This window comes from Streptomyces sp. SCL15-4 (assembly GCF_033366695.1).
Taxonomy (GTDB): domain Bacteria; phylum Actinomycetota; class Actinomycetes; order Streptomycetales; family Streptomycetaceae; genus Streptomyces.
The window spans coordinates 1155230-1181381 of the sequence record NZ_JAOBTQ010000001.1 but is presented as its reverse complement, the minus strand read 5'-3'; the positions used below and the strand labels follow the sequence as shown (position 1 = coordinate 1181381).

The following is a 26152-nucleotide window of genomic DNA, read 5'->3' as shown; positions in this document are numbered from 1 at the left end:
GTGTGTTCGCGGAGTCCGGGACGCGATACCGACGCCACCTATTGATGTCGCCGACAACGAGCCTCGTCCCTTCTCAGCCCGTGGTCCGGACGGTGAGGGTGCACAGTCGCTTGGTTGCCCGGGTCAGAGCCACGTACAAGTCGCGCTCACCGCCCGGCCGGGCGGCGGTGATCCCGTCCGGGTCGACCACGACCGCGGCGTCGAACTCCAGACCGCGTGCCTGGGAGGCCGGCACCAGCCGGGCGTACTCCTCGACCCCCGCGGCCGCCAGTTCCGCCATCCTGCCGTCGGCGCAGATCACTCCGGTCAACTCGCCCGGATACGCGGCGCCTTGCTCGCGCAGCTCGTCCACGAGGGCGGTGACGAGGGACTCCGGGGCCGCGACGAGGGTGCGGGGCACCTCGCCGCGCCGGATCGACCGGATCGCCGGCCGGCCCGGGGCGATCCGGTCGAGCAGGTCCTCCGTGGTGGCGAGGATCTCCTGCGTGGTCCGGTAGCCGACGGTCAGGGTGCGCAGGTCGAAACGCCGGCCGAGGTCCGGGCCGAGCGCCTCCTTCCAGTCCCGGGCCACCGTCGCCGGTCCCGCCTGGGCGAAGTCGCCGACCAGCGTCATCGACCTGCCCGGGCAACGGCGTTCGATCATCCGCCACTGCATGGCGGTCAGCTCCTGCGCCTCGTCCACGACGACATGCCCGAAGACATGGCCGGGCGGGCCGTCGACCAGGCTCGCCGCCTCGTCGAGGAGCGGCACGTCGGCGTCCGTCCAGGGCGCACCGGGCGGCCGCCACAGCAGGGCCCGCTCCTCGTCGGTGAACCGCGGCAGGTACGCGGCCAGCGCGTCGGCGTCCGCCAGCAGGTCACGGACCACGCCGCCGGGCGTGAGCCGCGGCCACAGGTCCTCGACGGCCCTGTCCAGCGGAGCGTCGTCCAGGAGGTCGGCGCGTACGGTGTCGGCGTCGAACTCGCCGGCATCCGGGGCGGACGTGTCGGCGACCCCGAGGCGGCGCAGGTCCGCCGCGGCCACCCGGTCCAGGTCCAGGCCGGTCAGCTGCGTGACCTGGGCGTCGAGGAGTTCGAGCGCCTCGACACCACTGCGGGCCAGTTCACGGATGACGGCATCGACCAGCAGTTCCTTGAACAGCCGGCGTGCCCGGTTGTGCGCGAGACCACCGGCCCGGGCCGACTCCCGCGCTCCGGCGACCTCCTCGTCCTCCAGGCGGATCCATTCCTTGCCGACCCGGACGTCGAAGCCGCCGCCCGGCGCCTGCCGTGCGCGGACCGCGGCGGCCAGCCCCTCGGCCAGTGCCGGCATCCCCTTGAGGCGCGCCACCGCGAAGGAGTCCGCGGCCTGCGGCACCACGCCGGCCAGTTCCTCGCACGTCGCCAGGACGACGTCGTTCTCCCCGAGCGACGGCAGCACCTGGCTGATGTAGTCGAGGAACCGCGCGTTCGGCCCCAGGACGAGCACGCCGCGCTCCGCCGCCTTCGGGAACGCGTACAGCACGTACGCGGCGCGGTGCAGCGCCACCACCGTCTTCCCGGTGCCCGGCCCGCCCTGCACCACCGTCACCCCGCGGTGCGGCGACCGGACGATCGCGTCCTGCTCGGCCTGGAGCGTGGCGACCGCGGCACCCATCCGCCCCGTGCGCCGCTCCTGGAGCGCCGCCGTCAACGGGCCGTCGCCGACCACGTCCTGACCGGTGGGCGCGGAGCCGTCCAGCAGCTCATCGCTCACTCCCACCACCGTGCGGCCCGACAGACGCAGGTGGCGTCGCCGCCGCAGTCCCATGGGATGCACCGGCGTCGCCTCGTAGAAGGGCCGCGCGGCCTCGGCCCGCCAGTCCACCAGCAGCGGCAGCTCGTCCGCGTCCCTGTGCAGCCCCAGCCGTCCGATCCGCAGCACGGTCCCGTCCGCCCGGTCGATCCGGCCGAAGACCAACCCGTCCTCGGCCCCCTCCAACCGGCGGATCTCTCCCGCCAGCCGCCCGGCCGCCACCTCCCGCTCGTACGCCTCGCGCGCACCGTCGAACGGCGACGCGAGCACGTGCGCCAGTTGCGCTCGCGCCCCCGCCAGCCGTTCGTCGAACAGCTCGCCGATGACGGACACTTGCGCTCTTTCGTGCTCCACCTCGCGCACGGCACCGTCGTTGATCCGCGACAAGAAAGGGCCCTCCCCGTTCGACCGGCCACTGTGTCGAGGCGCCACTATGCAGACGGCCACGGGAAAAGTAAATGTTGACTAAAGCGACCGAAACGTGTCCTCCCTCGCCGTAACCGGCCAGGCCGCGCCCGGTCGGCGCCGCCCGGCGCCAGGTGAGGGGCATGCCCGCTGCCGGCGGCGGTCGCCCCCGATGCCCGGCGGCACCCGCGTCGGTGCGCGACCGAGACGGCGCCGATGCCGGTCACGGAGCACACCGGCGCGCGGCTCCCGCCCCGACGAACCCCCGGGGCCGCGCCGCGCCGTTCAGGCCCGCGGGTGGAGTCCGTCGGCCGGCCTGGGGTGGCTGTGCCGCCAGCCGTGCGGAACGCGCACGGCATCCGCGAGATGAGGGTGGTCGTCGCGCAGGCCCCGGTGCTCGTGCTCGATGTCCGGCGCCTACTCCGGCGGCCACAGGCGCACCGCAGGCAGAGCCGCGGCCACGGTGATCAGGCCCGGGACGAGCACCACCGGCCGCAGGCCCGCCGCCGTGCCCAGCCACCCGGCCGGCGGATACGTCAGCAGCCGGCAGCTGTGCGAGAGGGAGAACCGCGCGGCGAAGGCGGAGGTGCGGCCCCGAAGGCCGCCCGGGTCGCCGGCACCGCGGGCCGGCGCCACGTACCGCCGCCCGCCGCCACGAGCGTGCCGAGCGCGACGAGGACGACGGCGATCAGCAGCGCGCCGCGCAGCATCACCGTGCGGTCGGACACCCGGTCCAGGACGCGGGGCAGCAGCAGCGCGACGGCCGTCGAACCGCCGTCGTAGGCGCCGAGCGCCCCGGACACGTCGGCCGCACCGCGGCCCAGGTGGTCACGGACGTACACCACCCTGTCGACCGTGAAGCGCTCAGCCACGCCGGCCACCGGGTCAGCGGCCAGGCCCCGCATGCCTGACGGACACGAGGCGGACCGCCGCGAGGGCCCGGCCGGCGGCGGTCACTCGGACGCGGGCGGCTGCCCGGGCGCGGCGCACCGGCGCCGTACGCCGCCCAAGGCGCCGCCCGCCGCCACGACCACGCGACAGCGGTGCCGGGCGAGGCGCCGATGGGAGGCCGCGACGCGCGGGTGCGCGGCGGGAGAGGCGGGGCCGTCGGCCGCTCCCGCCGCGACCGAGGCCCGGCCTGAGACGGCCCGGAAGACCGCCGCCGCGTGGTGCGCGCCGCCGCGTTGTGCCTGCCGAGGAGTGAATCCCCGGCGTCGCGCTCCGGTCCGGCCGGCCGGCGGGGGAGGCCGGTCAGTGCGGCCTTTCGTCGCCGGGCGGCCGGGCCCGGTCGGTGCCGGTGGTCGCCGGGGGCACGGTCTCTCCTCGGATCACCCGCCGCCCCGCCGGCGGCTGTTCCTCCCGTTCCGCCCTGGCCTCCGCCTTGAGGATGCGCGCCGACCTGCCCGCGGACCGGGCCAGTCCGGGCAGCTTCTTGGCGGCCAGGACGGCGATGACGACGATGAGCAGGACCGCCAGTTCGCTCAGCCCGAACATCTCAGGCCGCCGGTCAGACGTTGACGCCGAAGTCGGACGCGATCCCCGCGAGCCCGGAGGCGTACCCCTGCCCGACGGCGCGGAACTTCCACTCCGTGCCGTGCCGGTACAGCTCGCCGAAGACCATGGCCGTCTCGGTGGAAGCGTCCTCGGAGAGGTCGTAGCGGGCGATCTCCGCGCCGCCGGCCTGGTTCACGATGCGGATGAAGGCGTTGCGGACCTGGCCGAAGCTCTGGCCGCGGCCGTCGGCGTCGTGGATGGACACCGGGAAGACGATCCGGTCGACCTCGGCGGGCACGGCCGCCAGGTTCACCTTGAGGGACTCGTCGTCGCCCTCGCCCTCGCCGGTGAGGTTGTCGCCGGTGTGCTCGACCGACCCGTCCGGGCTGGTGAGGTTGTTGTAGAAGACGAAGTGCCGGTCCGACAGGACCTTGCCGGACGCGTCGAGCAGCAGCGCGGAGGCGTCGAGGTCGTAGTCGGCTCCGGTGGTGGTCCGCAGGTCCCAGCCCAGTCCTACCAGGACGGCGGTCAGGCCCGGCGCCTCCTTGCTGAGCGAGACGTTGCCACCCTTGGACAGGGAAACTCCCACTGCTCTCCTCCTCGGTGAGATGGTGACTGCCCTAATGAATCTACAGGACTGTAGAAGAAGCGTGGGACGGCCCGCCGTCCCCGCGGCGTAGGGGCACGACGGGACGCGGACCCGGGACGGCCGGCGGCGAGGGCGCCGACGCCTCCCCGGCGCCCGGCGCGGGCCGCCAGCCGTCCGGACATCAGTCCTCGCCGCCCTCGTCGTCCTCGAAGAAATCGCCGATCTCGTCGACGGCTTCGGCCGCGACCATGCCGCCCACCACACCGACCGCCAGCCCTGCCGCACCGGCGGCGACCGCCGTGCCGATGCCCGGACCGGAGCGGTGCTGCTCGTGGTGCCGGTGCTCGTGGTACCCGTGGCCGCCGGCGTACGGGTCACCGTGTCCGTACCCGGCGTGGGAGCCGTATGCGGCACGGTGCTCGACCAACTGGCGCATCCAGCCGTCGACTTCGGCGTTCCAGTCACGGGAGTCGTGGTGACCGACGGTGAACCGGGTCAGCGCGTCGTGGCCGGAGGAGAAGAGGCCGGCGCGCTTGTCGGCCTCCAGGACGACCTCCAGGCCGGCCGGGGAGGCGAGGAAGGTCAGCTCGACCTCGTCGACCTGGTGCGCGTACTGCGGGGCCGGGGTCAGCTCGATCTCCTGGTAGAAGGGCAACTGCTGTCCCGTACCGCCGATATGGCCGTACTCCAGGTCGGCGGACCTGAAGCCGAAGCCGAGTTGTCCGAGGGCCTCCAGGATCGCCTCCTGGACGGGCAGCGGCCCGACGGTCAGCCGGTCGAGGTCGCCCTTGTCCTTGGCGCCGGCCACGCCCAGTTCGGTGCGCACGCCGAGCACGATGCCCAGCGGCTGGCCGTACAGCTCGGTGACCGGCGTCTCCCAGGGCAGCGTCACGCCGAACGGGATGCTGCGCAGCTCGCCCGCGGCGAGGCGGAAGCCGCCGCCGACCGTGAACCGGTCGAAGGCGACGACACCCTCGCTCTCGCCGCCGTCGTGCTCGGCCTCGACCCGCGCCACGAGTTCGAGCGTGATGTGGTCGATGTCGAAGTCCGCCTCCCCGCCCCGGAGGTGGACCTGCCCGCTCAGGCCGTGGCCCGGCAGGGCGGGTCCCGGGTCCAGCACCGTGTCCACCGAGGGTCCGCCGATGCCGAGTGAGCCGAGCAGCCGTTTGAACACCATCGCGGCGTCCACTCCTTCGTGTGCGTATGTCTGCGATGTCCGTGAGAACCACCGGGAAACCCGGTCGCTCTCTACAAGCATGTAGAAGCATAGGGTCGTCGCGCGCACCGTGGCGGCACCGGCCGCCGCCGAACCTGACGCTCCGCCAGCCGTGCCGTGGCCGGGCGGCCGCCCGCACTCCACGAAGCCCTGTTCTTCCGAGAGCGGATCGTCGGCGCAAGAGCGGCATCCGTCACGTCGACGCGTTCGGCACCGGCCGGAAACCGCCCGCCGGCTCCCACCGCCCGCACCGCCTCGACCGCTCTGGCGCGCCCGTCCTGCCCGGCATCGGGAACGGCGTCGGCAACGGTGGCGTCCACGCCGGGAACCACCTGGAGGCCGAGCCCGCCGGCCCGCTCGTCTTGAACCGCTGTCCGATCGACTGCCGCCGGCACCCGTCGAACGCGAGCCGAACGGCTCCGTCCTCCAGGCCGGACCGGCAGCCCGGACGGCCCTTCCTGCCGCCGGTCACGGCCGGGGGTACGCTGACTTTACCGGGAGTTTTCGGGCGCACGACCACGGCGGCGCGTTCCCGGCGAGGGACGCGGGCAGCCGTGCGGCAGCCCGGGACGGGATCCGCGATGGACGCCATCACCACACCCGCCGAAGAAAGCCGCAGGATGCCCCTGCCCCGGGCGCCCGTAACGGCCCGCCGGACACCGCCTCCCGGCCGGATGCCCCACGGGCGACCACGGCCCCCGCCCACCTGAGGGACGCGGCCCCGGCCGGCCCTGCCGGACAGGCCACAGAGGAGGCGGAAGGAGGACCGGACTCAGGCGAGGACCCGGTTCCTGCCGGGCCCGGGTGACCGGCCGGGCGATCCGGCCGCCGACGCCTCCGGTGGAGCCACGGCAGAAGCGATCCCTTGGCCGTCCGGCCCCACCGCAACCGATACGCGCGGATCATTGCGGGAGAACGGATGGCGCTCGAACGGCGTGCCGACCGCTCCGAGAGCTTCGGGGAAGCGCTGCTGGGAGAGGTTCTCGACCGCGCGCACGAGCTTCCTCCCCATCTCATCGGGCCGCTGGTCACCACGGTGATGACGCGACTGGGGGGCCGGCGTCCGCAGGTGCTGCTCCAGGACTACGGCCAGCTGCTCCTCGCCCCCCTGACCGGCGAGGGCCTCGCCGGCGGACCACCGCAGGTGATCGACGACTCCGCGGCAGGCCGCTGCTTTCTCGACGCCGTTCCCGTCGAGCTGCCCGAGAGCGACGGCGTACGGATGTACCTGCCGCTGCTGGACGGCGGCGACCAGGTGGGAGTCATGGCGGTGACGCTGGACGGCGTCGACGACGACGACCGGCGCCTGCTGCTGAGGATCTCCGGCCTGGTGGCCGACCTGCTGGTGACCAAGCACGGCTACTCCGACCTGTTCTTCGGCGTCCGGCGCAGCGAACCCATGAGCGTCGCCGCGGAGATCCAGTGGTCCCTGCTGCCACCGCTGGCGATGATCATGCCCCGGGTCGCCGTGGCCGGGATCCTGGAACCCGCCTATGACGTGGCCGGTGACAGCTTCGACTACGCGCTCAACGGGGACATCCTCCATGTGGTCATGATCGACGCGATGGGGCACGGACTGGACGCGGCCACGCTGGCCACCGTGGTCATCGGCGCCTACCGCCACGCGCGCCGCCTCGGCGTCGGACTATCCGCGATCTACGACTTCATGGACCGTGCCGTGGCGAAGCAGTTCGGCCTCGAACACTTCGTCACCGCGCAGATGATGCAGCTGGACACCATCACCGGACGGATGCAGTGGGTCAACGCCGGGCACCCGCCGCCGATCCTCGTGCGTGACCACCGCGTCGTACGGCGCCTGGTCGCCCCGACGACCCTCCCGGTCGGCCTCGGCGGTCCGAAGCCACGGGCCAGCTCGCTGGAACTGGTGCGCGGGGACCGGGTCCTGTGTTTCACCGACGGGCTGATCGAGGAGCACGAGCGGGGAGGGGAGGAGTTCGGCGAGCATCAGCTGATCGAGCACGTCAACCGGCTGGAGGGAAGCGGCCGCGGGATCCGGGCGGTGACGCGCTCCCTGTCCCACACGCTCAAGCGGGCCCGGGGCGGCCGCACCACGGACGACGCGACACTGCTCATGGTGGAGTGGCGCGGCTGACCTCCCTCCGGTGGTCCCGGCTCCGCCACCGGGCCTGGAGTTCGCCGGCGGGTGCGGGGAACCGGACCTCGTACGACCGGCCCGGACGCGGAGCGCGCCGACCGCCTTACGGAGCAAGGGTGATGCGGGGATGTGCGGGGCTCAGGTAGTCGACCGTGAGGGGTCCGGTGTGGGGGAGGAGCAGGGTCCGCAGTTCTTCCGCCGCCGTCTTGAGGAGGTGGCCGTCCCGGGTGGCGTGGAGGGTTTCCAGGACGAAGGTGACGTGCGCCGAGTCCTCGGTGACGCGGGTGCGGTGGGCGTCGCGGTGGTTCCAGTGGCGGGTGAGGACGCCCGTGGTGTCGGCGTAGACGATCTCGCCGGGCTTGGGGTGCTCCACGGTGCCGGGTTCGCCGAGCGGGGTGAACTCCTCGCCGCCGTCGGCGGGGCGGATGTCGATGTCGCCGGTGACGTGGTCGAGGTCGAAGGCGCCGGCGGGCAGGCCGTGGCGGACGGAGACGGCGTTGTAGGAGTCGACGGCCGGGTTGATGCGCGGCAGGCCGCCCTTCTTGGCCATGCGGCGGCCGAGGGCGTCCACGCTGGGCCGGACGCGGCGGGGATTGGTGCCGAAGGAGCGGTAGGCGGTGTGCCACGCCTCGATGCGCGGGTCGGTCTCGTCGGCCGGCTGCCAGGTGCCCGCGGCGAGTTGCCTCTCCAGGTCCTCAACAGCGGTGACGGTGGCGGGCCAGGGCTCGTGGCCGCGCAGGCCGGTCGCGGTGACCAGGGCGATGAGCGTGTCGGGGAAGGCGTCGGCGACGGCGGGGCTGATACGGACGGCGGGCATGGGCGAGTTCCTGTTCCGTGCGGGTGCCGGTGGCGGGGTCAGGGGGTCCAGGTGCCGACGCGGTCCAGTCGGCGCAGTTGCTGGCGGGCGGCGGGCACGTCGAGGGCCTGCCCGCGCCGCGTGAGGCGGTCGGCCACGGCGGTGCGGTGCTCGACGTCCTTGTGGTCGTCGTACTTGAACTTGGCCCGTACGTCGACGACGTCCAGGCGCAGGCCCCGGATGCCGGGAAGCATCCGGCCGTACGGGGGCCGGCCGGGGTCGACGGGAGCGTGGTCGCCGTCGGGCTGGAAGTGGGCCAGCTGGCGGCGCAGCAGGTCGGCCTTGGCCTCGGGGCCGTCGATGACATGGGCGCGGCAGGTGAACCGGACGGCCGCGTAGTAGCTGGTGGGGACGCCGTCCGTGGGCGGGGTGTCCGGCTCGGCGCGCCAGGGGCCGGGGACGAAGGCGTAGTCGCCTATGACGGTGAGGACGACGTTCGGGTCCCGCTCGATCGCCGTCCAGACCGGGTTGGGGCGGGCCAGATGGATCAGCAGGCGGTCCCCGTCGGGCGCGAAGTGCGTGGGGACGACGACGGGCGGCCCGCCCGGCGGGCCGTTGACGGTGAGCTGGCCGAAGTCGTGGCCCTCGGCGATCCAGGTCTGCCATTCGGCGTCGTCCAGGCCGGCGTCCCAGGGCTGGATGAACATGCGGTACCTCCTGCGGGAGTGAGAGGGCGGGTCGGGTCGGGGGGAGCAGGCCGACGGCGGCGGCTGCGGTGCCCGGGCCGACGAGCCGACTCCGGCGGACGCGTTCGGCGAGCGCGCCGCGGTCGAGCAGGACCGTGCCGGCCGGGTGCGCAGGTCGGCCGACGCGACACCGGAGAGCGGCCCTCCAGGCCAGGGCCGCCGGGCTGAAGGCGGCGCCGGGAGGCGGGCGGGGGAGCTGCCCGGGGCCGGCGGCGGAGCGATCACGAGATGATCCCTTACTATCAATGGAACGACTGAACCGTACAACGTACCGACCGGGGCGTGTCAATCGAACGACCGGACGGTGCAGTGCAGTGGCCCATTGAGGATGTGATCGGATGGCCGAGACCGAGGCGGCGCTGCGGACACTCGCGCGGAACGTCCGCGCGGCCCGTACCCGTGCGGGCCTGTCGCTGGACGAACTCGGCCGGCGGGCCCAGGTCAGCAAGGGGGCCCTCGTCGCACTGGAGAAGGCCCAGGGCAACCCGAACTTCGCCACCCTGGTCCGGCTGGCCGACACCCTCGGCGTCTCCGTCTCCGCGCTGCTGGAGGGCCGGACCGAAGGGCGCGTACGCGTCGTGGCGGCCGACGGCCTGACCCCGCTGTGGACCGGGCCGCGGGGCGGCGAGGCCCGGCTCGTGCTGACCACGCCCGGGCCGGCCCCGGTCGAGGTCTGGCGCTGGACGCTGGAACCCGGCGAGGAGTACCCGAGCCACCCCCACCAGGCCGGCGTCGTGGAGACCGTCAGTGTCACGTCCGGCCGGATGACGCTGGTCGTCGACGGCGCCGAGCATCCCGTGGCGGCCGGCCAGACCGCCGCCTTCGACGGCGACACCGCTCACACCTACCGCGGCGCGGGCACCGAGACCTGCCACCTGATCATGACCGTGCACCTCCCGCCCGGCCCCGGCTCCGCGAGCTGACGCGCGCCGGCCGGGACACCGCCTCGCGGGCTCCGGGCGGCGCCGGCCGCGGCCGCGGGCGCGGGCGCGGGCGCGGGCGCGCGAACGGAAAAAGCCCCGGCCGTGACGGGGGTTCACGGCCGGGGCGGTCGGTGGTGGGCGCGGACGGCGGTCGCCTCGCGGCGAAAGGCTCCACAGGGCTTCAGCCGAACGATCTTCCCTGTGGGCGAAAGGTGAGGCCCGGGGACACTGTCCCGTCCGCACCCACGGCTTGTTCAACGGACAACCACACCGTGCTGTTCCGCCCCTCTACGTGACCTGTGTCACCGTGTGTGCCAAGGTGTCACCGCTCACGCCAGCGGGCTCTCCGCCAGCCGTGCCAGCAGGTCCGCGGGGTCGGCGTACACCGTCTCCGCCCCGGCCTCCTCCAGGTCGGCCCGGGGGATCCCGCCGCACAGGACGCCGACACAGCGCACCCCGGCCTTGCTGCCCGCCCGCATGTCCCACACCGTGTCCCCGACGAACACCGCCCGCGAGGCCGGGACCCCGGCCAGCTCCAGGGCGTGCTGCACGGGCTCGGGGGCCGGCTTGCCCTCCTGGACGTCGTCGGAACTCGCCGTTGCCGTGATGGCGTCGTCCGCGTCGATCGCCCGGCGCAGCGCGCCCAGCTCCGCACCGCTCGCCGAGGTGGCGAGGACCACCGTCCAGCCGTCCCCGTGCAGCCGCCGCAGCAGTTCCCCGGCGCCCGGCAGCGCGGGCAGCCGGTCGAAGTACTGGCCGTACAGCGCCGTGTGCGCGGCGCTCAGCTCGTCGTCCTGCTCCCGGTCGCGGCCGTCGCCGAGCAGGTGGTCGATCAGGTCCGTGGAGCCCAGGCCGACGGCCCGGTGCACGGCGTGCATGGGCACCTCGTGCCCCGCCTGGCGGAAGGCCTCCCACCAGGCGACGACATGCAGGTGATTGGTGTCGACCAGGGTTCCGTCCACGTCGAAGACGGCGGCTCGTTCCATGCGGGGTTCCTTTCACGCGCTCGCTCCGGCACGGGTACCACGCCGGGCGGGTCAGGAACCCGGCGCGCGGTCCGGGAGGCGGCCCTCGCGGGTCCAGGCCAGCAGATCCTCGGCCGGCCAGGTGGTCACCACCCGCTCCGGCGGCACCCCGCACTCCTCGGCCCGGGCGCAGCCGAGGATCTGCCAGTCCAGCTGGCCCGGCGCGTGCGCGTCGGTGTCGACGGCGAACAGCGCGCCCGCCTCGACCGCCCGGCGCAGCAGCCGCCGCGGCGGGTCCAGCCGCTCCGGACGGCTGTTGATCTCCACGGCCGTCCCCGACTCGGCGCACGCGGCGAACACCTCGTCCGCGTCGAACTCCGACTCCGGCCGCCCCCGGCCGGTCACCAGGCGCCCGGTGCAGTGCCCGAGGACGTCGGCGTGCGGATCGCGGACGGCGGCCACCATGCGCCGGGTCATGGACCGGGCGTCCATCCGCAGCTTGGAGTGCACCGACACCACGACCACGTCCAGCCGCTCCAGCAGTTCCGGCTCCTGGTCCAGCGAGCCGTCCTCCAGGATGTCGCACTCGATGCCGGTGAGCAGCCGGAACGGTGCCCAGCGCGTGTTCAGCTCCGCCACCACCGCCAGCTGCTCCCGCAGCCGTTCGGCCGACAGGCCCCGGGCCACGGTCAGCCGGGGCGAGTGGTCGGTGAGCACCGTCCAGGCGTGTCCCAGCGCGGCCGCCGTCCGCCCCATCTCCTCGATCGGGCTGCCCCCGTCGGACCAGTCCGAGTGGGTGTGGCAGTCCCCGCGGATCAGCGCCCGCAGCCCGGTCCCCGGGCCCTCGGGCGGCGCCCCGGCCTCCTCCTCCAGCCGGCGCAGATAGCCGGGCACCTCACCGGTCAGCGCCTCCCGCACCACCTGCGCGGTCTTCGGCCCGACCCCCTTCAGCGACTCCAGCGTCCCGGCGGCGGCCCGCTCGGCCACCTCCTGGCCGGGCAGTGCGGCCAGCGTCCGCGCGGCGGTGCGGAAGGCCCGTACCCGGTAGGTGGGCGCGAGGGCCCGCTCCAGCAGAAACGCGATCCGGTCGAGAGCGGCGACGGGTTCCATGCCACCAGGTTCACACCAGGCGGCCCACACAGGCGCGCGGAACGCACGAGCGCCCCCGCACCCCACCATGCCCCTGCGTCCCCGCAATGGTCCCGTTTGTCCCTCCCGCGCCCGGGTAGTGCGAAGGCCCACGGTCACAGAAGAGGAGGCTGGTCATGCCCAGTGCAGCGATCGTCACCGGCGCGGACTCCGGCATCGGCCGCGCCACCGCCGTACGCCTGGCCGAGGCGGGTCTGGACGTCGGGATCACCTGGCACACCGACGACGAGGGCGCCGAGGAGACGGCCGAGCGGGTCCGCGCGCACGGCCGCCGCGCCGTCGTGACCCGGCTGGACCTGACCCGGCTGCCCGAGGCCGCCGACACCGTGGACGAGCTGTGCGAGGAGCTGGGCCGGCTCGACGTCCTGGTCAACAACGCCGGTACGGGCACCATGACGCCCTACCTCGACCTCACCCTGGCGGATGTGCGCCGGGTCCTGGACGTGGACCTCGTCGGCCCCTTCCTGCTCGGCCAGCGGGCCGCCCGCCGGATGATCGAGCAGGGCGAGGGCGGCCGGATCGTCAACGTCACCTCGGTGCACGAGCACCAGCCGCGGGTCGGCGCGGCCCCGTACTGCACGGCCAAGGGCGGCCTCGGCCTGCTCACCCAGGTGATGGCCCTGGAGCTGGCCGAGTTCGGCATCACGGTGAACGCGGTCGCGCCCGGCGAGATCGCCACCCCGATGACCGGCCAGGAGGACACCGACGTGCACACCGTGCGCCGCCCCGGCGTGCCGCTCGGCCGGCCCGGCGACGCCCGCGAGGTCGCCGCCGTGATCGCGTTCCTGGCGGGTCCCGACGCCTCGTACGTCACCGGCGCCTCCTGGAGCGTCGACGGCGGCATGCTGCGCATGGGCCCGCAGGCCGGATCACATCTGACCAGTGACGACTGGCGCCGGCCCTGAACCACCGGCCGGGAGCGGCCGGCCCCGGTCGTGCGGACCGGCCGCCCCCGGTGGACCGCCCGTCGGCGCGCCGGGCGTTCTAGGCTCTATTACATGACCGAACAAGCAGCTCCCCACATTTCCCACCCGCGGATCCTGGTCCTCGGTGTGTGCCCGGGCAAGCCGGGCGAGCCGCCGTTCCGGATCATGGAGATCGACGGTCAGGTGGTCGGTGAGGCCCGGAACGTCACCGACGTCCTGGAGGCGGCGGCCTCCTACGGCCTCACCATTCACGATCTCGACGACCCGGACGTGATCCGGTTCGTGGGCGGGGACAAGTACACCTGGCGACCGCGCTGAGCGGACCGCTCAGCCGACCGTCCACTTCTGGTTGGCGCCGCCCGTGCAGGTCCAGATCTGCAGCCGCGTCCCGTTGGCCGAGTTGTTCCCCGCGACGTCGAGGCACTTGTTCGCCTGCGGGTTGACGATGTCGCGAGCCGCCGGGAGCGCCCACTGCTGGGCGGGGCTGCCGTTGCAGTCCCACAGCTGGACGGGGGTGCCGTCGGCGGTTCCGCCGCCGCTGACGTCCAGGCACTTGCCGAGCGCCCGCAGCGTCCCGTCCGAGCCGACGGTCCACGCCTGCGCGCCCGTGCCGTTGCAGTCGTAGAGCTGGACCGGGGTGCCGTTCGCGGAGTTCGCGCCGGCCACGTCCACGCACTTGCCCGCCAGGCCCCGGATCGGCACCCCGGCGGCGCCGGTGCTCGTGGTCACCGACACCGAGTCCACCACCAGCGTCTGCGGGAACTGCGTGGAACCGTCCGGGTCGCCGGGCCAGTAGCCGCCGACCGCCAGGTTCAGGATCAGGAAGAACGGCTTGTTGAACACCCAGGTCTTGCCGCCCAGATCGGCGGGGGTGCGGCGCTGGTAGACGGTGCCGTCCACCGACCAGGTGATCGAGTCGGGTGCCCAGTCGACGGCGAAGGTGTGGAAGGCGTCAGCGAAGGCCTGCCCGTTCGGCAGCGAGTACGGCGCGCCGATGCCGCCCGAGCCGGAGTAGCCGGGGCCGTGGATGGTGCCGTGGATGGTCGACGGTTCGAAACCGACGTTCTCCATCACGTCGATCTCGCCCGAGTCCGGCCAGTTGACGGGCGTGCCGAGCATCCAGAACGCCGGCCACATGCCCTGCCCGCGCGGAATCTTCATGCGCGCCTCGACATGGCCGTACTGGGCGGTGAACTTCCCGGCGGTGTTCAGCCGGGCCGAGGTGTACTGGCAGCTGCCGTACCAGCACTGGTACCCGGCCGGGTTCTCCTTGCGGGCCGTGATCACCAGATGGCCCTGGCCGTCCAGGGCCGCGTTCTTCGTGCCCGAGGTGTAGTACTGCCGCTCGTGGTTGTTGACGTTGTCGCCGGTCTCCAGCGTCCACTTCGTACCGTCGACCGCCGCGCCCGCGGGCCCGTCGAAGGTGTCGGAGAAGGTGGTGACGGCCGCGGCCGCCGGAGCGGCGCTCTGGGCGCGCGCCGGGCCGACGGCGGCGGAGCCGATCAGCGCGGCGGACAGCGCGGCGAGCAGACATCTGCGGAGCAGGCGTGGGGAGGCCATGGCTCTCCGTTCTCGTGGGGGTTCTCGCGCGGCATGAATGCGCTCCTTGATTTAAGGAGTGAGATAAGAGGGCGTCAAGACTCTGGTACGGACCACTTGTCCGCACCCGCCGGCACCGGCCCTGACCGGCCCGGCGGTAATGTCATCGCCTCGCGGGCCCGGGCCGGCGGATTCCGGGAGGTGCGGGGTGGCTGACGCGCTGATCGCCGTCACTCTGCTGCTGCCCTCACGGCGTTCGGTCCGGGCCGCCGGCCGCCGGGCGGTCCAGGGCCGCGTCCAGGCCCGGTTGCGGAGGCAGCAGGCGGGCCAGGCCGGTGACCCGGATGACCCGCAGCGTCAGCGGGTGCGTGCACACCAGGTGCAGCTGCCCGCCGCGTTCCAGCACCCGGGAGCGCGCCCGGTACAGCAGCCGCAGTCCCGAGCAGTCGAAGAACTCCACCGGCCGCAGGTCGAGCACGGCCCGGACGCCTGCCCGGCCGGTGACCCGGTCGAGGAACGGGCCGATCTCCTCCGCGGCGACGAGGTCGATCTCGCCCCGGAACTCCAGCACGGTGTGCCCGCGGTAGGCGTACACGCCCAACTGCCGGGTGAGGGATACGGGTTCGTGTCGCACCTCGGCACCACCTCCCACCCGCGCACCGGTCGATCGCCGACCGCCAAGTTACCTTCGTCGGAAGGAATTTGAGCATGTTCGATTGACATATGTCTTCGACTTTGCGGCGTACCGCCGGTACGGCTCGCGCACCCGCTGAACGTTTCCGCCCCTCCCGGCGTCGAAGGACCCGGAAGCACCGGCACACCCAGGAGAACAGGGGCGGGAATGCGCAGAGGAATCACCATGGTCGCGCTGGCGGCGGTGACCGCCCTGGCGGTGGCGGGCTGCGACGACGGCCCCCGGCCGGACCTGGTGGTCCGGGGAACACCGCCGGCCACTCCCTACGGCGGCCCGCTCTCCGTGCCCACCAGGGAACTCGACGAGAGCGGCCCGCGCGCGCTCCGCCTGGCCGCCGGAGCGGCCGGCCGGGCACTGGAGTGCGACGGGGAGATCTTCGACGGCACCGGTCCCGACGGATGGAGCGAGGCGGACGGCGGCACCACCCCCGAAGAGGGACTGGACCTCTACTTCGACATCGTGCAGCCGGACCTCCCCGACCACGGCTACCGCGTGGAGCGCCGGGAACCCGGCCGGGTGCTCTACTCCTACGACGTGGCCGGCCGGACCAAGGCGGCCGTCGTGGTGGCCAGGGACCAGAAGGACCGGCCCGGCTGGGGTCCGGAGACCAGCGCCTCCTGCGATCCGGCCGAACTCCCCGAGAGCTTCACGGCCACCACGGACTGGGAGATCTGGGCCGACCGCGCGGGCCGCAGGGTCCCGGTGTCCAGGCTGCACAGCTCGACGGGACCGGAGCACTGCGGCTGGCAGTCCACCCGCCTGCTCGCGCTGGACGGCCGGACCTACGCCCGCGATCCCGACGGCGTGCTGGCCGGAGACGACCTGCTCCGCGCCCCGTACCGGGCACACGTCCGCATGCCCGCCGACGCCCGCGACACCGGCTACCACCACCGCGGCGACCGGCTGTGGCTGACCGGCGACCGGCGGACCGCCTACGTCCGTACACCGGACGGCGTGGAGGCCTGGCCGCTCGTGAAGGACGGCTTCGGCTGCAAATGACCCAGGCGCCGGGCCCGGTGCCGTACCCGCCGGCAGCGGATCGGCTGTCGGCCTAGGTCTTCCGCGAAGATTACCTGCGGCCGTGGCGCATCGCGGTCTTGTTGTCGAGCGCGGCCACACTGATCGCAACGATCACGGAAACAGGAGGCCGCCCGCCATGACCCCGCCCCCCGCCCGCTCCGTCGCGCAGCGCAAGAAGGACACCCTCCACCGGCTGGACAACGACGTCGACGCCTGGGTCGCCAGCGCCGGTCCCGAGGGCGCGGCGCCTTGTCTCGTGCCGCTGCCGTTCGTGTGGGACGGCACCTCGCTGCTGATCGCCACGGCGGCCGACAGCCCCACCGGCCGCAACCTCGCGGCCACCGGCCGGGCCCGGCTGGGCATCGGGCCCACGCGGGACGTCGTCCTGATCGAGGGCACCGTCCTGTCGGTGACCCCGGAGGACCTGCCCGAGGAGGACGCCGAGGTCTTCGCCGGCAAGACCGGCTTCGATCCCCGCCGGCTGTCCACCCCCTACCTGTACTTCAGGGTCGTCCCACAGCGTGTCCAGGCCTGGCGGGAGGAGAACGAACTCGCCGGCCGCGACCTGATGCGCGCCGGCCGGTGGCTGGACGCGGACTGAGCGGTGGGGCGGGGGAGGGTGGCGGGGTTGCGGTGAGTGAGAGGCGGGGGCGCGAGAGCGTGGTGGCGGCGGGACGGGCGGCGCCACGCTCTGCCACCGGCCCATGCCGCGCCTTGTCACGACCCACGGACCGAGCCCTGCCACACGCCCGCGCCGCCCCCTGCCACCGGCCGCCCGAGCGACCGGGCCGGCCTCTCGGCCGGGCCCAGCCGTGTCGTCGCCTCGTCGCGGTGGCTCGGCCCCGGCCGCCGGCGCACGCTCGCCGGCCAGGCCCCGGCCCGGCCGTCCGTCGTCGGCCGTCGATGGACCGCGGCCGTCCGTCGTCAGCCGTGGCCGAACCTCGGCCGTGCCGGTCGTCGTCGGTCAGTCACGGCCGTTCTTGTCCGTTGCCGGCCAGACTCCCGTCGAGCGGGCGATGGCCTTCGCGCCGGTGCGGTCCACGGCGCTGCGGACCACCGCGAAGATCGCCCCCTGTACCGCCGCCGCCAGCAGGATCTCGCTCCAGCTGCGGTCCGGGTCCAGCGCGTCGGGCGCGTCGTCCTCGTGCCGGATCGCCTTCCACGCCTTGCGGAACGCCACCCCGGCCAGCGCGCCGCCCGCCCAGCTGAGCGCGAACCCGAACGGCTGGTACACGAGCGGGAGCTTGTTCTTCTTGTGCTTGTCTTTCTTGGCCATGTGTCACTCCTTCCTCGTCGGGCGGCCCTCATGCGGGCCGGCCCCGCGTGGCCACCCGTTCGCCCGGGGGCACCGGTCCCGGCGGCGTGCCGTCACCGAACGGCCGCCCGCCCAGTTCCCCGCGGCCGTGCTCGGTCGGCCAGCCGCCGAGATCCGGGCCGAGCGGCACGATCCCGGTGGGGTTGATGCCGGTGTGGACCTGGTAGTAGTGGCGCTTGATGTGGTCGAAGTCGACCGTGTCCCCGAATCCCGGCGTCTGGAACAGGTCACGGGCGTACGCCCACAGCACCGGATGCTCCGCCAGTTTCCAGCGGTTGCACTTGAAGTGGCCGTGGTACACCGCGTCGAACCGGACGAGAGTGGTGAACAGCCGGATGTCCGCTTCCGTGAGGGTGTCGCCGACCAGATAACGCCGCCCGGCCAGCCGCTCACCGATCACTTCCAGCCGCCGGAAGACTCCCGCGCACGCCTCCTCGTACTCCCGCTGGTGCGTGGCGAACCCGGCCCGGTACACCCCGTTGTTCACGTCCTCGTACACCTCGGCCATCACCTGGTCGATCTCCTCGCGCCGGGCGGCCGGGTACAGGTCCGGCGCGCCGGGGCGGTGCAGGGCGGTCCACTCGGTGGCCAGGTCCAGGGTGAGGCGCTGGTAGTCGTTGGTGACCAGCCGCCCGCTGGGGACGTCCACGACCGCGGGCACGCTGACCCCGCCCGGGTGGCCGGGTTCCCGCCGGTCGTACGCCTCGCTCAGGAACCGGATGCCGAGCACCGGGTCGCGGCCGTCCGGGTCCAGCGTGAACCGCCAGCTGCGGTCGTCCTGGACCGGATCGGCCACCGCCAGCGAGAGCGCGTCCTCCAGCCCCAGCAGCCGGCGCGAGATCACCGCCCGGCTCGCCCACGGACAGGCGCGGGAGACCACCAGCCGGTAGCGGCCCGGCTCCACCGGCCAGCCGTCCCGGCCGTCGGCGGTGATCCGGTCGTCGAAGTGGCTCCGGGACCTGGTGAACGTCCGGTGTCCGTAGGCGCTGTTGCCGTCGCCGCCCATGTCTCCTCCTCGCCGTCCGGTTCCTCCGGCCCCGCGTTCCCCGTTTCGCGCGGCTCGCACGGTGTGAGCCGCCCGGTCGGGGGCAGTCGGCGAAGGGTGAGCGGAACACCCTCGAACCGGGAGACGGCCGCGCGTACGGCCGCGAGCAACGCCCACCGTCCGGCCCCCGGCGCGCCACCGGACGCGCCACGGGCCCCCACCAGGCCCGGCGGCCCACCGGATCGCCGCGACAGGACCGGCGGCCACTGCGAACCGCACGGCGGTCACCACCGGCCCCGCGACGGCCACACCGAAAGCGGCGCCGGCGACGGCCCCGCGGCCGACGGCGACCGGTCCACCAGGATCACCGTCCTCGTCGCGCTCGCGGCCAACCTGGTGATCGCCGTCGCGAAGGGGGCCGGCGGGGTGCTCGCCGGATCGCCGGCGCTGCTGTCGGAGGCCGCGCACTCGGTCGCCGACAGCCTCAACGAGGTCTTCCTGCTGGCCGCCCTGCGCCGCAGCCGCCGCCCGGCCGACACCCGGCACCCGTTCGGCTACGGCAAGGAGCGCTTCTTCTGGTCCCTGCTCGCCGCCGTCGGCATCTTCGTCATGGGCGGCTGCTTCTCCTTCTTCCAGGGCCTGGAGGCGCTGCACGGCGGAGCCGAGGAGAAGTTCAGCGGCTATGTGGCGGGCCTGATCGTGCTGGGCGTGGCGCTGGTCGCCGAGGCCGGCTCGCTGCTGCGGGCCCTGCACCAGGTGCGCCGGCAGGGCGGCGGCCTCGGCGGGCTGCGCGACCCCGCGCTGCGCACGGTGGTCGCCGAGGACGGCACCGCGGTCCTCGGCGTGACCCTGGCCCTGATCGGCATGGCCCTGCACATGGTGACCGGGCAGGTCGTGTGGGAGGCGTCCGCCTCGCTGGCGATCGGCGTACTGCTGGTCTACGTCGCCTACCGGCTCGGCCGCGACGCCCGCGACCAGCTCATCGGGGAGGCCGCCGACCCGGAGCTGAGCGGCAGGATCCGGGCGCTGCTGCGGGCGCAGCCGGAGATCGACAGCGTGGAGGCGCTGTTCACCATGAAGCTGGGCCTTGACTCCATGCTCGTCGCGGCCCGCATCGACCTCGTGCCGGGCCTGGACAGCGAACGCGTCGAGGAGGTCGCCGACCGTATCAAGCGGTCCCTCGCCCGGACGTTCCCCGACGCCGGCCAGATCTTTCTCGACGTCACGGACCGGCGGCCGGGCGGGGCACGGGAAAGCCCCGCCGCGACGGGGGAACGCGGCGGGGCCTGACCCAGAAGTGCCCGGCGCCGGACCGGTTCACACGTTCCAGAAACAGATTTTTCTGAAACGCAGCGGTTCCCGGCCGGAAATCAGCTCTCGCCGGAGGGGTCCCCGTCGAACGTTTCCAGCACGAAGACGGGGATCTCCCGGGAGGTCTTCTCCTGGTACTCGGCGTACGGCGGGAACGCGGCCACCGCCCGCTCCCACCACTCGGCCTTCTCCGCCCCGGTGACCTCCCGGGCCCGCATGTCCCGCTTCGCCGGGCCGTCCTGCAGCTCGACATGCGGGTCGGCCTTGACGTTGAAGTACCAGACCGGGTGCTTGGGCGCACCGCCGACGGAGGCGACCACCGCGTACCGGCCCTCGTGCTCCACCCGCATCAGCGGCGTCTTGCGGAGCTTGCCGCTCTTCGCGCCCCGGGTGGTCAGCACGATCACCGGCAGTCCGGTGTCGAGCAGTGTCGTGCCCTTCGTCCCGCCCGAGCTCTCGTACAACTCGACCTGCTCGCGTACCCACTGTTCCGGGCTGGGCTCGTACTCGCCCTCAAGAGGCATGGCTTCGCGCTTCCCTTCATCCGTCCGGCGGACATCCGCCACGGCCGGCAACAGCCGTGGCCGCCGGAGACATCCGTACCACGGGCGCCCATTACCTCACAGGTCACCGCGCCACCACAGCCTCGCGCGGCACACCGCTGCCGACGGCGTCCGGGGCGGTGGCCGGTTCCCGGCCGTCGAGGCGGGGTACTTCGGCCAGATCACGCAGGTCACCGAAGTGGCCGAACTTCCCGTCGACCCATAGATGCCTGGGGCATCTAATGAAGATCGGCACGACGCACTCATTCGTCTGCGAGGTCTTTCCATGACGGAACTGACGGACACCACCGGCCCGGCTGCCGCGGCCGAACCCGTCGCTTTCCCCCAGGACCGCACCTGTCCCTACCACCCCCCCACCGGATACGACCCGCTGCGCGACGGGCGACCCCTGTCCCGCGTCACCCTCTACGACGGCCGCGAGGTCTGGATGGTCACCGCGCAGGCGACCGCCCGCGCCCTGCTCGCCGATCCCCGGCTGTCCACCGACCGCCGCCGCGACGGCTTCCCCGTGCCCACGCCCCGCTTCGAGGCCGGCCGCTACCGCAAGCTGGCCCTGCTCGGGCTGGACGACCCCGAGCACCACCAGCAGCGCCGGATGCTGATCCCGTCGTTCACCGTCAAACGCGCCACCACACAGCGCCCCTGGATCCAGCGGATCGTGGACGAACTGCTGGACGCGATGATCGAGCGGGGGCCGACCGCCGACCTGGTCTCCGCCTTCGCGCTGCCCGTCCCGTCCATGGTCATCTGCGAACTGCTCGGCGTGCCCTACGCCGACCACGAGTTCTTCGAGGAGCAGTCCCGCCGGCTGCTGCGCGGCCCGACCGGCGCCGACACCACGGACGCCCGGGACCGGCTGGAGCGCTACCTCGGCGACCTGATCGACGCCAAGGCCAAGGAGGCCGAGCCCGGCGACGGCATCCTCGACGACCTCGTCCACCACCGGCTCCGGCAGGGGGAGCTGGAGCGCGAGGACGTGGTGTCGCTCGCCGTCATCCTGCTGGTCGCCGGGCACGAGACGACCGCCAACATGATCTCCCTGGGCACCTACACCCTGCTCCAGCACCCCGACCGGCTGGCCGAGCTGCGTGCCGATCCCACGCTGCTGCCCGCCGTCGTGGAGGAGCTGCTGCGGATGCTGTCCATCGCCGAGGGGCTGCAACGGATCGCGCTGGAGGACATCGAGATCGACGGCACCACCATCCGGGCCGGCGACGGCGTGCTGTTCGCGACCTCCGTCATCAACCGGGACACGGCCGTCTTCGACGGCCCGGACGACCTGGACTTCCACCGTGCCGACCGCCACCACGTGGCGTTCGGCTTCGGCATCCACCAGTGCCTGGGCCAGAACCTGGCCCGGGCGGAACTGGAGATCGCCCTCGGCAGCCTGTTCACCCGACTGCCCGGGCTGCGTCTGGCCGTCCCGGCAAAGGAGATTCCCTTCAAACCGGGCGACACGATCCAGGGGATGCTGGAACTCCCCGTGACCTGGTAAGAGGCTTCGCTCATGCACATCGACATCGACATCGACATCGACAAGGACGTCTGTATCGGCGCCGGGCAGTGCGCCCTGGCGGCTCCGGGCGTCTTCACCCAGGACGACGACGGCTACAGCGTCCTGCTGCCCGGCCGGGAGAACGGCGTCACCGACCCGATGGTCCGGGAGGCCGCCCGCGCCTGCCCGGTCGGCGCGATCACCGTGCGCGAGCGCAACCCCTGACGGGCACGGCGGTACGGCGATCCGTCGCCGTACCGCCGTGGCGGTGCCGCTACCGCACGGCGCGGACGTAGGCCGCGCTGCCCGGGGTGGACACGTCCCGGTCCCGGCGGACGATGCTCAGCCGCCCGCCCCAGCGGGCGCGGGCCGCCTCCAGGCCGTGGTCGGTGTACTCGATGTCCACCACCCGGTCGCCGAACGCCTTGGCGTACACCCCGCACTCGTCGTACTGACCGCACTCCTCCGCCACCGCGAAGTCCAGCCCGGCCCGCCCGCGCTGCCCGGCCAGTTCCGCGGTGTTCTTCTGCGCCACGGCCAGGTGCCGGGCGTGCGCGTGCCGGGACAGCAGCGCCATGAACGCGGTCGCGTCGGCCGGGTCGAGCAGCCCGTCGGAGCGGGTGTAGCTGTCGTAGTTGTCGGGTTCGACGGCGTCGAAGCCCTTGTCCGCGCAGCCGTCGATCCAGCCGTTCACCCGCTTCGCCACCCGGTCACGCTTGGCCGGCGTGCGGATGTCCAGCAACGGCTCGTCCCAGTCCTCGTCGACGACGAGCCTGCCGCGCGCGTCGCGCAGCAGCAGATCGGCCGGCCAGGAGGAGCGCTCGGCGGGCTGCGCCTGGAACGCGTTGACGTAGCAGATGTTGTACAGGCCACGGGCGGGGGAGTCGGAACGGTCGCGGCTGACCACGCGCACGCCCTCGGGCGGGGGGTAGGCGCCGCCGATCTGGTAGTCGAAACCCGCGGCCTTCGGGGGCAGCCGCACCGCGGCGGGCTTGCCGGAACCCTCTTCGTCCGGGCCGCCGGAGGCGCAGCCGGCCAGCGCCGACACCGTGACGGCCAGGGCCGCTGCCAAGGCGCCCAGGGCCGTACGCGACCGTGAGGCGCGGGGAACACCCGTGGGGGACAAGTCCGCTCCATCCTGCCCACGCCGGGCGGCGCGGCACGTCCCAGGATCAAATCGCCCGTGCGCTCCCGTCGTCAAGTCGGCTCCCGGACCACGTCGTAGGCTCGCCGAGGATCATCGTCTCGACGGCGGGAGCAGCAACGATGCGGTATGTGAAGCTCGGTTCGACGGGCCTGGACGTGTCGCGGATCTGTCTGGGCTGTATGACGTACGGCGTGCCGGACCGCGGCACGCACGAGTGGACCCTCGACGAGGAGGCGTCCCGTCCGCTCATCCGGCAGGCGCTGGAGGCGGGCGTCAATTTCTTCGACACCGCCAACGTCTACTCCGACGGCACCAGCGAGGAGATCGTCGGCAAGGCGCTGCGGGACTTCGCGCGGCGCGAGGAGATCGTGCTGGCCACGAAGGTGCACGGCCGGATGCGGCCCGGCCCCAACGGCGCCGGTCTGTCCCGCAAGGCCGTCATGACCGAGATCGACCACAGCCTGCGCCGCCTCGGCACCGACTACGTCGACCTCTACCAGATCCACCGCTACGATCACGCCACCCCCGTCGAGGAGACGATGGAGGCGCTGCACGACCTGGTCAAGGCGGGCAAGGTCCGGTACATCGGGGCCAGTTCGATGTACGCGTGGGAGTTCGCCAAGGCGCAGTACACCGCCGAGCGGCACGGCTGGACGAAGTTCGTGTCCATGCAGAACCACTACAACCTGCTCTACCGCGAGGAGGAGCGGGAGATGCTCCCCCTGTGCGCGGACCAGGGCGTCGGCGTGCTGCCGTGGAGCCCGCTCGCCCGGGGCCGGCTCACCCGCGACTGGGGCACGGTCACCGGACGCAGCGCCACCGACGACTTCGGCAGCCGGCTGTACCTGGAGAGCGACCGCGCGATCGTCGAGGCGGTCACCCGGATCGCCGCCGCGCGGGGCGTGCCGCGCGCCCGGGTGGCCCTCGCCTGGCTGCTGCACCAGGACACCGTGACGGCACCGATCGTCGGCGCCGCCAGGCCGGGGCACCTCGAGGACGCGGTGGCCGCGGTCGAACTGCGGCTGACCGACGAGGAGATCGAGGAACTCCAGCGGCCGTACGCCCCGCGCGCGGTCAGCGGCCACTGACCGCCGCGCGCCGCCCGGGCCGGTGCCCGGCTCCGGGCGGTGGCTCAGGAGTGGCGGGGCGGCGGCGGGAGCGTGGTCAGGGGCGGGGCCGGTTCCGGCCAGACCAGCAGGACCGGGCACGGGGCGTGGTCGACGGCGAAGCGGGCCGCGGGGCCGAGGCTCTTCGGTCCGAGCCGGGACCGGTCCCCGTCCCGGGCCAGCACCAGCAGCCCCGCCCCCTCGGCGGCGGCCACCACCTCCCGCTCGGCCCGGCCCGACCGCTCCTCGCGCACGCACGGCCGGCCCAGCCGCCGGGCCGCCGCGTCCAGCAGCGCGGACGCCGAGGTGCCGCCCAGCGCCTCCAGCCGGTCCCCCGGGTCCCGTGCCCAGCCCTCGGCCGGCCGGTGCCCCGCCCGGTGACCGCGGCCGAGCAGCCCGTCGAAGGCCCCGTGCGCCACCGCGGGCACCTCGGGACCGCTCACATGCAGCAGCACCACCTCGGCGGCCTCCGGCGCGTGGGCGCGCACCGCGTCCACGCAGGCCGGCCAGGTGCCCTCCACCAGCCAGGCGATCACCCGCATCCGCCACACCTCCCGCCGCCGCGCGCGCCTTCGCAGCCGGGCCCGCGCACCCCTACAGAACCCGCAACGACCCCCACAGTGCCACCACCGCGACCGCGAGGGACGACGGCACGGCGAGCAGACCCAGCCGGGTGAACTCCCCGAGGTCCACCTCGTGCTCGTGCTGGTGCACGATCCGCCGCCACAGCAGCGTGGCCAGCGACCCGGCGTAGGTGAGGTTCGGGCCGATGTTCACTCCGAGCAGCACCGCGAGGACCGCGCCCGGTCCGGCCGGAGCCGCCAGCGGCAGCAGGACCAGCACCGCCGGCAGGTTGTTGATCAGATTGGCCAGCAGCGCGGCCAGCGCGGCGATCCCGAGCAGCGCGGCGAGCCCGGTGCCGCCCGGCAGCACCCGCCCCAGCACGTCCGCGAGCCCGTTGTCGACCACCGCCCGCACCACGACGCCCAGTGCCAGGACGAACGCCAGGAAGGCCGGGGCCGCCGCCCGTACGACCGTCAGCGGTGTCGCCCGGCGCCGCGCCAGCGCCCGCCCGGCCAGCACGAGCGCGCCCCCGGCCGCCACCCAGGCCGGTTCGACGCCGAACACCGACGCCACCACGAATCCGGCCAGCGTGCAGCCGACCGTCACCAGCGCGAACAGCGGCAGCCGCGGCGGGGTGCCGGTGTCCGGATCGGCCGGGGCCGCCGCGGCGAGGTCGCGGGCGAAGAACCGCCGGAACACCAGGTACTCGACGCCGATCGCGGCCAGCCACGGCAGCGCCATCAGCGCCGCGAACCGGGTGAAGCTCAGCCCGCTCGCCGTGAACGCCAGCAGGTTCGTCAGGTTGGACACCGGCAGCAGCAGCGAGGCGGTGTTCGACAGGTGGGTGCAGGCGTAGACATGCGGTTTGGGCCGTACGCCGGTACGCGCGGCCGTGACGAACACCACCGGGGTGAGCAGCACGACCGTCGCGTCCAGGCTGAGCACGGCGGTGATGGCCGAGGCCAGCGCGAACACGGCGGTCAGCAGCCGCACCGGCCGGCCGGCCGCCCAGCGGGCCGTCCAGGCGCCGCACGCCTGGAACAGCCCGTCGACGTCGCAGAAATGGGCGATCACCAGGACCGCCGCCAGGAAGCCGACCACCGGGCCGAGCCGTTCGGCCTCGGCCCGGGCGTGTGCGAGGGGGATGACGCCGGTGGCCACCGCGATCCCGGCGGCGGGCACGGCCATGACCGCCTCCGGCCATCCGAAGGGCCGTACGACGGCCCAGGCCAGCACGGCGACCAGCAAGGCGGCGGACAGGGCCGCGGCGAGCGGGGTGTTCAGGGCGGGTCCTTCCGGAAGTGATCACGGGGG

At 73.6% G+C, this 26152-nt stretch carries 28 protein-coding genes; 10 read left to right on the top strand and 18 right to left on the bottom strand.

The features are described 5' to 3' along the window. Window positions 1-73: 73 nt before the first annotated feature. The 5 genes from SCK26_RS04790 to SCK26_RS04770 form a co-directional block, all read right to left on the bottom strand. Window positions 74-2161, bottom strand: coding sequence for an AAA family ATPase (locus SCK26_RS04790; protein WP_318199992.1), 2088 nt, complete (start codon window positions 2159-2161; stop codon window positions 74-76). Window positions 2162-2715: 554 nt separating this feature from the next. Further along, window positions 2716-3051 carry a hypothetical protein gene (locus tag SCK26_RS04785; RefSeq protein WP_318199991.1) on the bottom strand — a complete coding sequence of 112 codons (336 nt, stop codon included), beginning with the start codon at window positions 3049-3051 and terminating at the stop codon, window positions 2716-2718. Window positions 3052-3430: 379 nt separating this feature from the next. After that, window positions 3431-3673 (bottom strand): twin-arginine translocase TatA/TatE family subunit, encoded by a 243-nt coding sequence (locus SCK26_RS04780; RefSeq protein ID WP_318199990.1) that lies wholly within the window; start codon window positions 3671-3673, stop codon window positions 3431-3433. A 13-nt stretch (window positions 3674-3686) separates the two neighbouring features. Continuing rightward, complete coding sequence (locus SCK26_RS04775) at window positions 3687-4262, bottom strand: TerD family protein (protein ID WP_318199989.1); 576 nt, start codon at window positions 4260-4262, stop codon at window positions 3687-3689. 181 nt (window positions 4263-4443) lie between these two features. Continuing rightward, window positions 4444-5439 carry a sporulation protein gene (locus tag SCK26_RS04770; protein WP_318199988.1) on the bottom strand — a complete coding sequence of 332 codons (996 nt, stop codon included), beginning with the start codon at window positions 5437-5439 and terminating at the stop codon, window positions 4444-4446. A gap of 958 nt (window positions 5440-6397) precedes the next feature. Between SCK26_RS04770 and SCK26_RS04765 the strand changes: the two genes are divergently transcribed. Then, complete coding sequence (locus tag SCK26_RS04765) at window positions 6398-7591, top strand: PP2C family protein-serine/threonine phosphatase (protein WP_318199987.1); 1194 nt, start codon at window positions 6398-6400, stop codon at window positions 7589-7591. 106 nt (window positions 7592-7697) lie between these two features. On the opposite strand, the gene SCK26_RS04760 is transcribed toward SCK26_RS04765, so the two are convergent. Together SCK26_RS04760 and SCK26_RS04755 are read right to left on the bottom strand one after the other, a co-directional pair. Continuing rightward, the gene (locus SCK26_RS04760) at window positions 7698-8411 is read right to left on the bottom strand and encodes a B3/4 domain-containing protein (protein ID WP_318199986.1); all 714 of its coding nucleotides are present in this window, start codon (window positions 8409-8411) and stop codon (window positions 7698-7700) included. Between the two features lie 38 nt (window positions 8412-8449). Next, window positions 8450-9097 carry an FMN-binding negative transcriptional regulator gene (locus SCK26_RS04755; RefSeq protein ID WP_318199985.1) on the bottom strand — a complete coding sequence of 216 codons (648 nt, stop codon included), beginning with the start codon at window positions 9095-9097 and terminating at the stop codon, window positions 8450-8452. Between the two features lie 377 nt (window positions 9098-9474). Here SCK26_RS04755 and SCK26_RS04750 point away from each other — a divergent pair, with 377 nt between their 5' ends. Beyond that, entirely contained in the window at window positions 9475-10059 is a 585-nt protein-coding gene (locus tag SCK26_RS04750) for an XRE family transcriptional regulator (protein WP_318199984.1), read from the top strand. Window positions 10060-10388: 329 nt separating this feature from the next. Here the strand turns inward: SCK26_RS04750 and SCK26_RS04745 are convergent, their stop codons facing one another. Further along, entirely contained in the window at window positions 10389-11045 is a 657-nt protein-coding gene (locus SCK26_RS04745) for an HAD family hydrolase (protein ID WP_318199983.1), read from the bottom strand. Window positions 11046-11096: 51 nt separating this feature from the next. Continuing rightward, window positions 11097-12134, bottom strand: coding sequence for a PHP domain-containing protein (locus SCK26_RS04740; RefSeq protein WP_318199982.1), 1038 nt, complete (start codon window positions 12132-12134; stop codon window positions 11097-11099). Window positions 12135-12289: 155 nt separating this feature from the next. Between SCK26_RS04740 and SCK26_RS04735 the strand changes: the two genes are divergently transcribed. Together SCK26_RS04735 and SCK26_RS04730 are read left to right on the top strand one after the other, a co-directional pair. Next, on the top strand, window positions 12290-13078 hold the full coding sequence (locus SCK26_RS04735) for an SDR family oxidoreductase (protein WP_318199981.1): 789 nt from the start codon (window positions 12290-12292) through the stop codon (window positions 13076-13078). 93 nt (window positions 13079-13171) lie between these two features. Continuing rightward, window positions 13172-13417, top strand: a complete 246-nt coding sequence (locus SCK26_RS04730; RefSeq protein WP_318199980.1) for a hypothetical protein — start codon at window positions 13172-13174, stop codon at window positions 13415-13417. 9 nt (window positions 13418-13426) lie between these two features. Here the strand turns inward: SCK26_RS04730 and SCK26_RS04725 are convergent, their stop codons facing one another. Both SCK26_RS04725 and SCK26_RS04720 read right to left on the bottom strand, forming a co-directional pair. Continuing rightward, window positions 13427-14659, bottom strand: coding sequence for a ricin-type beta-trefoil lectin domain protein (locus SCK26_RS04725; protein WP_318199979.1), 1233 nt, complete (start codon window positions 14657-14659; stop codon window positions 13427-13429). A 226-nt stretch (window positions 14660-14885) separates the two neighbouring features. After that, window positions 14886-15272, bottom strand: a complete 387-nt coding sequence (locus SCK26_RS04720) for an anti-sigma factor antagonist (protein WP_318199978.1) — start codon at window positions 15270-15272, stop codon at window positions 14886-14888. A gap of 207 nt (window positions 15273-15479) precedes the next feature. Here SCK26_RS04720 and SCK26_RS04715 point away from each other — a divergent pair, with 207 nt between their 5' ends. Then, window positions 15480-16331: a hypothetical protein gene (locus SCK26_RS04715; protein ID WP_318199977.1), complete on the top strand. Its 852-nt coding sequence runs from the start codon at window positions 15480-15482 to the stop codon at window positions 16329-16331. A gap of 157 nt (window positions 16332-16488) precedes the next feature. Next, the gene (locus tag SCK26_RS04710; protein WP_318199976.1) at window positions 16489-16953 is read left to right on the top strand and encodes a pyridoxamine 5'-phosphate oxidase family protein; all 465 of its coding nucleotides are present in this window, start codon (window positions 16489-16491) and stop codon (window positions 16951-16953) included. Window positions 16954-17316: 363 nt separating this feature from the next. Here SCK26_RS04710 and SCK26_RS04705 read toward each other — a convergent pair whose 3' ends face one another. Together SCK26_RS04705 and SCK26_RS04700 are read right to left on the bottom strand one after the other, a co-directional pair. After that, complete coding sequence (locus SCK26_RS04705; RefSeq protein WP_318199975.1) at window positions 17317-17628, bottom strand: DUF4235 domain-containing protein; 312 nt, start codon at window positions 17626-17628, stop codon at window positions 17317-17319. A gap of 28 nt (window positions 17629-17656) precedes the next feature. After that, on the bottom strand, window positions 17657-18673 hold the full coding sequence (locus SCK26_RS04700) for a glutathione S-transferase family protein (protein WP_318199974.1): 1017 nt from the start codon (window positions 18671-18673) through the stop codon (window positions 17657-17659). 342 nt (window positions 18674-19015) lie between these two features. Here SCK26_RS04700 and SCK26_RS04695 point away from each other — a divergent pair, with 342 nt between their 5' ends. After that, window positions 19016-19942, top strand: a complete 927-nt coding sequence (locus SCK26_RS04695; RefSeq protein ID WP_318205918.1) for a cation diffusion facilitator family transporter — start codon at window positions 19016-19018, stop codon at window positions 19940-19942. An 80-nt stretch (window positions 19943-20022) separates the two neighbouring features. Here the strand turns inward: SCK26_RS04695 and SCK26_RS04690 are convergent, their stop codons facing one another. Further along, window positions 20023-20487, bottom strand: a complete 465-nt coding sequence (locus SCK26_RS04690) for a nitroreductase family deazaflavin-dependent oxidoreductase (RefSeq protein WP_318199973.1) — start codon at window positions 20485-20487, stop codon at window positions 20023-20025. A gap of 103 nt (window positions 20488-20590) precedes the next feature. Then, window positions 20591-20761: a hypothetical protein gene (locus SCK26_RS04685; RefSeq protein WP_318199972.1), complete on the bottom strand. Its 171-nt coding sequence runs from the start codon at window positions 20759-20761 to the stop codon at window positions 20591-20593. A gap of 30 nt (window positions 20762-20791) precedes the next feature. Here SCK26_RS04685 and SCK26_RS04680 point away from each other — a divergent pair, with 30 nt between their 5' ends. Together SCK26_RS04680 and SCK26_RS04675 are read left to right on the top strand one after the other, a co-directional pair. Continuing rightward, the gene (locus SCK26_RS04680; protein ID WP_318199971.1) at window positions 20792-22021 is read left to right on the top strand and encodes a cytochrome P450; all 1230 of its coding nucleotides are present in this window, start codon (window positions 20792-20794) and stop codon (window positions 22019-22021) included. Window positions 22022-22045: 24 nt separating this feature from the next. Continuing rightward, window positions 22046-22246: a ferredoxin gene (locus SCK26_RS04675; protein ID WP_318205917.1), complete on the top strand. Its 201-nt coding sequence runs from the start codon at window positions 22046-22048 to the stop codon at window positions 22244-22246. A 49-nt stretch (window positions 22247-22295) separates the two neighbouring features. Here SCK26_RS04675 and SCK26_RS04670 read toward each other — a convergent pair whose 3' ends face one another. Then, the gene (locus SCK26_RS04670) at window positions 22296-23093 is read right to left on the bottom strand and encodes an endo alpha-1,4 polygalactosaminidase (protein WP_412080709.1); all 798 of its coding nucleotides are present in this window, start codon (window positions 23091-23093) and stop codon (window positions 22296-22298) included. Between the two features lie 194 nt (window positions 23094-23287). Here SCK26_RS04670 and SCK26_RS04665 point away from each other — a divergent pair, with 194 nt between their 5' ends. After that, complete coding sequence (locus tag SCK26_RS04665; RefSeq protein ID WP_318199970.1) at window positions 23288-24256, top strand: aldo/keto reductase; 969 nt, start codon at window positions 23288-23290, stop codon at window positions 24254-24256. Between the two features lie 44 nt (window positions 24257-24300). Here the strand turns inward: SCK26_RS04665 and SCK26_RS04660 are convergent, their stop codons facing one another. Continuing rightward, on the bottom strand, window positions 24301-24816 hold the full coding sequence (locus SCK26_RS04660; RefSeq protein WP_318199969.1) for a universal stress protein: 516 nt from the start codon (window positions 24814-24816) through the stop codon (window positions 24301-24303). 52 nt (window positions 24817-24868) lie between these two features. Then, the gene (locus SCK26_RS04655; protein ID WP_318205915.1) at window positions 24869-26122 is read right to left on the bottom strand and encodes an SLC13 family permease; all 1254 of its coding nucleotides are present in this window, start codon (window positions 26120-26122) and stop codon (window positions 24869-24871) included. Window positions 26123-26152 lie beyond the last annotated feature (30 nt).